Here is a 7,537-nt window from a genome sequence, read left to right as displayed (position 1 = left end):
ATTGTTGGCATGTAAACCATGCCCCGATGCGCGCTTAGTACCCGTGCGGAGGTGTCTGCTCCTGCAAAACTACCAACCTCTAACTTCAGATCACTGAGCAAATAACGGCCAGGGGTAAGTTTGGGAGATGAAACTCTATATGCCGCGGTGACCCACATATTTCCCATAGATTGCAGGTCTGCATATCCTTTTTTGCTTACCTCGAAGACCTGTACAACGTGCTTCTCCACAACCTTGATAGCGGCATGTTCGTTATAGCGTGCCTTGTCTGGTTGTATTGTAATCAGTGGTGTGGGGGCGCTTGCTTCTTGCGAGATTACTAAGGTCCGCGAATCCTGGACAATTGATTCAAGTGCTAGGTTCAGCAGCCCAGCACGCTGCCCTGTGGGCTTTGCAATGGTGTGCAGCACTTTTACCAAGGTTTCGTCGCAACACAGTTCGTCATCATTGCGGAGTTTCTGGGAATACACGACCGGTGCGCATGATGTCGTTCCGAAGCCTGGCGGTGGTGGCTCGCTACGCCCTAGTACTGCATCCCACAGGTTGCCAGCATCGCTATCATCCATTCGCAAGCGGAGCTGCTTCGGCTTTTTTCTGAACAATCCCATGATACAAATCCCACGTGTATGGGCTCTAGACGCGCCTCCCATCCATGCACACGCTGATGATCTACAGGTGTTGAATTTGAGCGCAAAGAAACACGACGTAACTGACGCGAGTATGCCAGATTGTACTCTCGCGCGGTGAGAAATGTGTAAACAAAGGAGGAAACTTGCCTCAGAAGCTGTTTATATTATGCATTATTTTGGTTGAATAGCTTCATTGCCGCGCACATCTATGTCGCCCGTTTGTAGGGATATCTGTGCTGCGTGGATCTGAGCGTTTTCTCCAGCCCTAAGTCTAGTATGTAATGCGCAGATTGCTAGCCAATTAACGCTAAAAGGTGCCTCGGGCCATTGGGATACTGAGGGAATTCACTTCTATGTTACTCATTACTGTTGTGGGAGCATCATCGATATCTGCTTTTCTATCTGGGCGACTATGGCGTACTTGAATGCGCTGTTCTTCTCTGCTACTCTGGGCTTTATGTCGTGCCCTACGATGATTGCCGCGTGAGGAGCTGTGTGCCTGTGGGTGCCTATGGGCCAGATTTTCTGTGGTTACTGCCGCATTGTCGCTTGTGGTTTGGCTACCATGCCGCTTGAAACTGAGACAAGAGGCGAGTAGGGTGAACGGGTAGGTGATGAACTTCCATATTGCGCACAAAATTGCTTTGAGGGCTGCGCAGATTCCGCCCAAAATTTTTTGGTGCTTTTCTTTGGTGGGTGCTTGTTGCGTTTGCAGATCACCATGCTTGTGTTGCGACCTTTTTTCGCGGGTCTTATTGTACATGGCCTCCGCATCAGTAAAGGGTAAGCTGTCCTTGGAAGCCATGTTTTCAATTTTGAAACATGCCACCTGTTCTGGATCAGTCCCCAACACTGAAAGTTTTGGGTTTGTTATCCTGTACTTAGGCCTATTGGCAGATTTACTGGGGTGTACTGTGTAGCTAAGGTACACACCTATTTCTTCGTGGCTATGTATGTGCGCCACAGTTGCCTTATGTGTGACGTGGTATGATCCTCCCTTCCTCAGTCGGCTCCTGCTGGAAATCTTACCCTCAATTTTGAAGTCGGAACCCGCTAAGGAAGACCGCTCAGTGATCCTTTTAATTATGCCCAGGATTAGATGTTCAGCAAGGCCACAATTGCTCTTTGGTTGCGCGAAGAAGAGGTGTTTTACCCAGGGTGTGTCGCCCAAAATTGCTGTGACATCATTTGCAAGTTTGAATTCTGTGCCTGACCACAGAAAAGCCGCCTCCGCTGCGTTACAATTTCCCAATTGCTTACCGAGTTGTAAAGGTTCAGGTCCTTCGTTGGGTTGTATTCCTTCAAAAAGGTCTGCATGGTAGCGCACAAAAAGTTTAGCGGCCTTCTGCTTGAGCTTGTCGGTAACGCTCCAATCCGTCAGCGACACGCCATCATAGCTTTCAACTACTTTTAGGACGATCGATGTCATTTGTTGGATGAATCTGCTGTCGCACTCGAACTCCTGGCCGGTGCAGGATAAAAATTTTTCGCTAATTTCTTGCTGACAGGCTGTAAACACCTCACGGATGCGCGCCTCGGAGATTGCGACGTTATTGTCTTTGCGCGATGATGCAAGTAAGTTGGCTACCAGACGGCTAATCTCTACGTTTGTAATTAACTCGATTTCGTATTCTTGTTGGAGTAAATCGCAAATACCCATCATTGCCGATGCGAAAAACATTGCCGCGGACCAAAATGGCATTGTAAATACCGGCTCAGTGGGCAAAGATCGATCGGGATGGGTTTTGCCGTTTTCGTACATGGTCTCCTGCTCCTCCGAATCTGGTGTTATGTCAACGTGCTCGTCCTGCACGGGCTCAATCATCGCGTCTGTTGTTGGGATGTCAGGGGCCAGCTCGGCCAGTATTTTTTGTCGAACCGTTTGCGCAATGTCGTTTTCATGCACGCCGGTTGCCCCCTGTGCGGCCTCTATAACAGTTGTTACTATGTACTGCGCGTGATTGTGTATACAGTCAATCTTCTCCTGCTCTGCAGCGTTTGGTATATTATCCCCCACTATTGCGGGGTCATTCAGCATTTCGCGAATAAATTCACCATAGGCTTTAGCAACAAGTTTGGGGGATATCCTAACCGTTGTGCAGTTAGGTATTGCGTCTGATCCCAGAACATCCTCACTTGGGTCTGCCAAATGCTGCGTGTTGTTGCATAGACTTATGATTACCTCGCGCACGGTACGCATGGATGCCGCTAGCGCTGTGACGTAGCGGTCTTTAGGTACATCTATTTCATCACTCGGTGCGGCCTCCGGCGGGGATATAAAGCTATTGCGGGTCTGCTGAGTATCCGCATTCTCCACGTCAGGCGCGACATCTACATCTTGTGTTGTTGTAAACTCGGCAGATTGTGTAAGCTCGGCAGATTGTGAATACGTATCATCGCTGGGTGTTGCAAGATCTGCATCGGGCGTTACACTTTGGGCATTATCATCTACATCATCTACACTCTGCGCTGGTACGGTGTTTTGCGCTCCAGATGAGGGCACCTCTGATATATTTGTGCTAGTATATGTTAGTTCGGCGCCATCGCTGTGCCTTATTGTAACTTCTAGATCGCAGATTTTGTACTTACATGGCTGTGGTGTGGGCCTAACTATGTATTTCATATCCGCTGCAAGAGCGCCGATGTCGCTACCGGCACTTTTTACGGTAAATGTGTGCTTCTCTGTAATCTTCGCTGCTACTATTTCAGTTTTGTCGTTCCTTATCGCCCGCATGCTCGCCCTTGTGGTATTGGCGGCAACGTCTATACTGGCACTAACGCCCTTATCAATGGAAGCGGCTATGAACTTGAGCAGGCCGTGCCGGTCTTTGGCGTGCTTACATAGATATTGGCTGCAAACATCCTGAACGTGTTCATACTGTGCTGCCTTGTTGTCATCGTGGTGCTTCGCGGAATAGATGAGGCTCCAAGGAGTAGGAGCCGCGAGACACATTTCCTGGTCTGGTGCACTTTTTAATTCGAGAGCGGGTGTAGCGGGGGCCGCAGAGTGTGTAGTGCCTTCCACTTCTGGTGCTTCAGACGATCCTTCGGATGTGCCTATCTCTGGGGAGGATGCGCAACCGTCGCGCCCCTCTTCAGCTGATGGCTCACCACTGCCATCTGTTTGTGTTGTGTCTTCATTGTTGTTGTGCACTGGACTCCGACCTATGCCAAGGGGCAAATGAGCGGCCCCATACGCGCTGATATGCGCAATACCGTAGCTCCTGCTAGTGGTCCACGCGGATGACACCACATGCCCCTGCAGCAACCAACGATATACTGGGGTGGTGCCATTGTAGCCATACCAGGTGTGTGTGCAATTTACACTTGCAAATTGGTGCCCATTGCGCACATTTCGCGAAAGCATGAGGTAAGTTTTCTGGGGTGCAAGTGCTGAGTATCTTGTCTAGCGCCGCTTCGGTTTGGCATATACTCTGTACAGTGTTAGTGATCTCTGTAGTGACACAAGAGTCCGTTGGATTGGAGCTACCAAATCAAGACGGCACCCCCACGCTTGTGTAACCATGTGGTAACCGCGGTCTACCTGAGCTTTCATCTCGTTTGTGCGTTGTTTGCGGAATGCTTATCGCTGTGCACAGTCTTCATTTGAAGTTGTGTATCTATGGTATAGGTTGCGGTAGTGGCTCACCTGATGGCCTGCTGCGCTTCGCGAAAGTATTAGGTAAGTCCCTGGGAGTGCAAGAACCATGTGGCTGGTCCATGCGGGTTTGGGTTTGTTCTGCCCTTATATTTTCCATCAAAAAGGGCTACCCAGCAAGCGGTTAGAGCTGTGGGGCAGTGGGCTGGATGCTAACAACCATGCTGCATGGAGCCATCTACATTTTTTAGAACTTGCACGTGCTCTGCAGGGAGCTCCTTTATGAATCGCGATATCTTCATGGGCTGCCTCCAGTTGTTTACCTCCCTCACCGCGACGCAGGATATAAACAGCTGCTCTCGTGCTCTGGTCATGCCCACGTACGCAAGGCGACGTTCTTCTTCCAGGGCATTTCCAGTGGAGTCATGTATAGATTTTTCGTGGGGGAACACTCCCTCCTCCCAGCCGGGTAGAAACACCAGTGGGAATTCCAGGCCCTTAGCCGCGTGCAAAGTCATCAGGTACACATGGTTGCTGGCCTGCTCAGGTGAGTCTACCTCAGTTACCAAGCTGATGTGCTCTAAAAACTTGGTTGCATTCTCAAAGTTCCCCACGGCGGCGAACAATTCTCTAATGTTTTCGATTTTCGATGCGCCGGCATCCCCCTCGTCTTTCAGCATGTTCATATAGCCAGAACCCTCAGCTATAGCCTGCATCACGGTTGTTAGAGACGTAGTATCCAAGGTTTCTCGCCAGCATTTGAATTTGTCGAGCAGATTTTGCAGAGTATTGGAGGTCCTTTCTGGCAGTAGTCCGAAGCGTATCATAGACTCCCCAGACTCGAGCAAAGACAACCTATTGTCCCTGGCGTATGCCCGCATTTTTGCGACCGTAGAGGCCCCAAGCTGCCGCTTCGGTTTATTCACTATCCTCTCAAACGCTATGTCATTTTTAGGGTTCGTTACCACCCTGAGGTATGATACGAGATCTTTTATTTCCTGTCTGTCGTAGAACTTGGTGCTACCTATTATTTTGTAGGGAATTCCGCACCTGACCAAATACTCCTCGAACACTCTGGTTTGAAACCCGGCCCTGACGAGTATTGCAGTTTCGTCGAATCTATATTCGCTGGAGCCTTTTATGTACTCACTAATAAACTGAGCTTCCATCCTGCCATCCCAGAATTTCATTAGGCCAACTTTTTGCCCCGCATGGTTTGTGGTCCAAAGTTTTTTACCCAGCCTGGACTTGTTGTTGTTTATAATTGCGGAGGCTGCACACAATATGTTAGAGGTTGAGCGGTAGTTACATTCCAACCTGACGATCTTCGCTTCAGGAAAATCGTCGGCAAACCTCAATATGTTCCCAACTTCAGCTCCGCGCCAACTGTAGATAGACTGGTCATCATCCCCGACACAGCAGATGTTTTTACGTTTTTGGACGATTAGTCTGAGCCACAAGTATTGTACTGTGTTGATGTCCTGATATTCATCCACCATCACATACTTAAACTGTTCCTGATAGTGGGAAAGAACGTCTGCATGGGCACTGAACATCGATACGTTGTACAGAAGAAGATCGCCAAAGTCAGCACAGTTGAGGGCCTTCAGCCGTTCCTGATACTCATAATACACGTCACGCACTATGTTAGGGCACTTTTGCAATTCCGTATCTGTAACACCTGCGGGTAGTAGCCCCTTTTCTTTCCACCTCTGTATCGCATGCATCATTTTTTTGCATTCCTCTGCGGGGTGCCCGGGTTGTGTATCATTCACAATGGCTTTTATGAGCTGCAGCTGGTCATCTGGGCCTATGACTGTAAAATCTCTCCTTAGGCCGACTCGCTCCGCGTTGCTACGCAGTATTCTGGCCGCAATTGCGTGAAATGTTCCCAGCCATATACCAGTGGTATCGACAATCTCGCTCACTCGAACAAGCATCTCCCGCGCGGCTTTATTTGTGAATGTTACTGCCAGAATCTGGCTGGGAAACGCGAGCCCACGCTTGATGATATAACCCATCCTTGAGGTTATGGTGCGAGTTTTACCTGTTCCAGCTCCCGCTAAGATAAGAACAGGCCCATCAACACAAAAAACGGCCTCCTTCTGCTCCTCGTTTAAGGATAGCAGAAAACTTTCCTCTGGATTGCACCCCGACATATGCTGGGCATCATCTACTGGGAAGTCACAATGTTCCATAATGTCAAGGCTCCGAGAACGTGGGCGCAAGCACCTGTCCCATTATGGACCCTAAGGGAACGCACAATCAATAAAAACTAAACAGACGCCCAATGCAAACTGCCATGCTACGCTGGTTGCACGCATAGCGCCGTGTATTGTTGACAGTATTTACAACGTTGTGGCACACTCGTATGTTATTAATTCCTTAACTTTGTGGAGTGTGTGTTATGGATAATAGCACTGCCATGCAGAGTAGTACTGCTGGGGGGGGGGGGATCCTCCAACAACGTGGAACGTTACTTCCGCACCTGCCGGCGTGTAGTGTGGATTATCAAGCCGGCCTATTCTGCTGTTGCTATTGTGGCCACGACCCTTTCGTCGCTATTGTTGGTGACTTTTGCTATTGTGGCCACGACCCTTTCGCCGCTATTGCTGGTAATTTTTGCTATTGTGGCTTACGTAGCAGATTCCCGCACTACCGGAATCGACGCCGAGACGAGTGTGACCACCCGTGCCGCTGAGGTTGCTAGTTGGCAGCTGAAACAAGAATGTCGCAATATCGATGCTAAGTATGGGCTGAGCGCACCCGATGCTGACAGCATCAACCACCAAGCAACTATCCACCGTGCTGCTGAGGTTGCTAGTTGGCAGCTGAAACGCGAGTATGAGAGGCTTTGTTTCAGAAGTGCGGTGCGCCTTGTCTCGATTGTCGGGGATTTACACAGGGTATGCTATCTCGGCGGACAAGAGATTACTGGAGTTCGTGAAGATGTGCGTGCTGCCATACTTATGGGAACTATCAACTACATAGCACGTGCTGCAGGATGCATCGCATGGGACGCATGTCTTAGCTTAAGAGGTGCCGATCCATCGGCAACGCTCAACGGTGTCTTGCTCACTCCACAAGCACGGCAAGGGCGGAGTGCTGGTGGGTCAAGGGCAGGACTCTACTCTCGGATCGTAAATGATTTGAGATGGAGGGGGAGTCGCAGCACTGAAGAGCTTTGTTCAGGAATTGCGCGAGCCCTTGTCTTAACTGCCTGGGATTTATGCAAGGCAAGGCATCCCGAGCAAGATATTGCTGGAGTTCGTGAAGATGTGCGTGCTGCCATACTTATGGGAACCATCAA

The 7,537-nt window shown here is 49.7% G+C and carries 3 protein-coding genes and 1 pseudogene; 1 reads left to right on the top strand and 3 read right to left on the bottom strand.

Features of this window, described 5'->3' with window-relative positions; all coding sequences use genetic code 11:
• From GAC_RS05825 to GAC_RS01250, 3 genes are all read right to left on the bottom strand, one after another.
• Positions 1 to 608: hypothetical protein (locus GAC_RS05825; RefSeq protein WP_037349054.1), on the bottom strand; the 608-nt coding region annotated here is incomplete at its 3' end.
• A gap of 328 nt (positions 609 to 936) precedes the next feature.
• Complete coding sequence (locus GAC_RS01255) at positions 937 to 3,879, bottom strand: hypothetical protein (RefSeq protein ID WP_241759977.1); 2,943 nt, start codon at positions 3,877 to 3,879, stop codon at positions 937 to 939.
• Between the two features lie 560 nt (positions 3,880 to 4,439).
• Entirely contained in the window at positions 4,440 to 6,425 is a 1,986-nt protein-coding gene (locus tag GAC_RS01250; RefSeq protein WP_010269683.1) for an ATP-dependent helicase, read from the bottom strand.
• A gap of 342 nt (positions 6,426 to 6,767) precedes the next feature.
• On the opposite strand from GAC_RS01250, the pseudogene GAC_RS01245 reads away from it, so the two are divergent.
• Positions 6,768 to 7,537 (top strand): annotated as a pseudogene (locus tag GAC_RS01245) (hypothetical protein); the annotation flags it as partial.

This window comes from Anaplasma marginale str. Florida (genome assembly GCF_000215485.1).
Classification (GTDB): Bacteria; Pseudomonadota; Alphaproteobacteria; order Rickettsiales; family Anaplasmataceae; genus Anaplasma; species Anaplasma marginale.
The sequence above is the reverse complement of the archived record's forward strand: the minus strand, read 5'-3'. Positions and strand labels throughout refer to the sequence as shown.

Excerpts from the sequence above, each read along its gene's own strand:
- GAC_RS01250 (WP_010269683.1), bottom strand. The coding sequence starts at position 6,425 with ATGGAACATTGTGACTTCCCAGTAGATGATGCCCAGCATATGTCGGGG.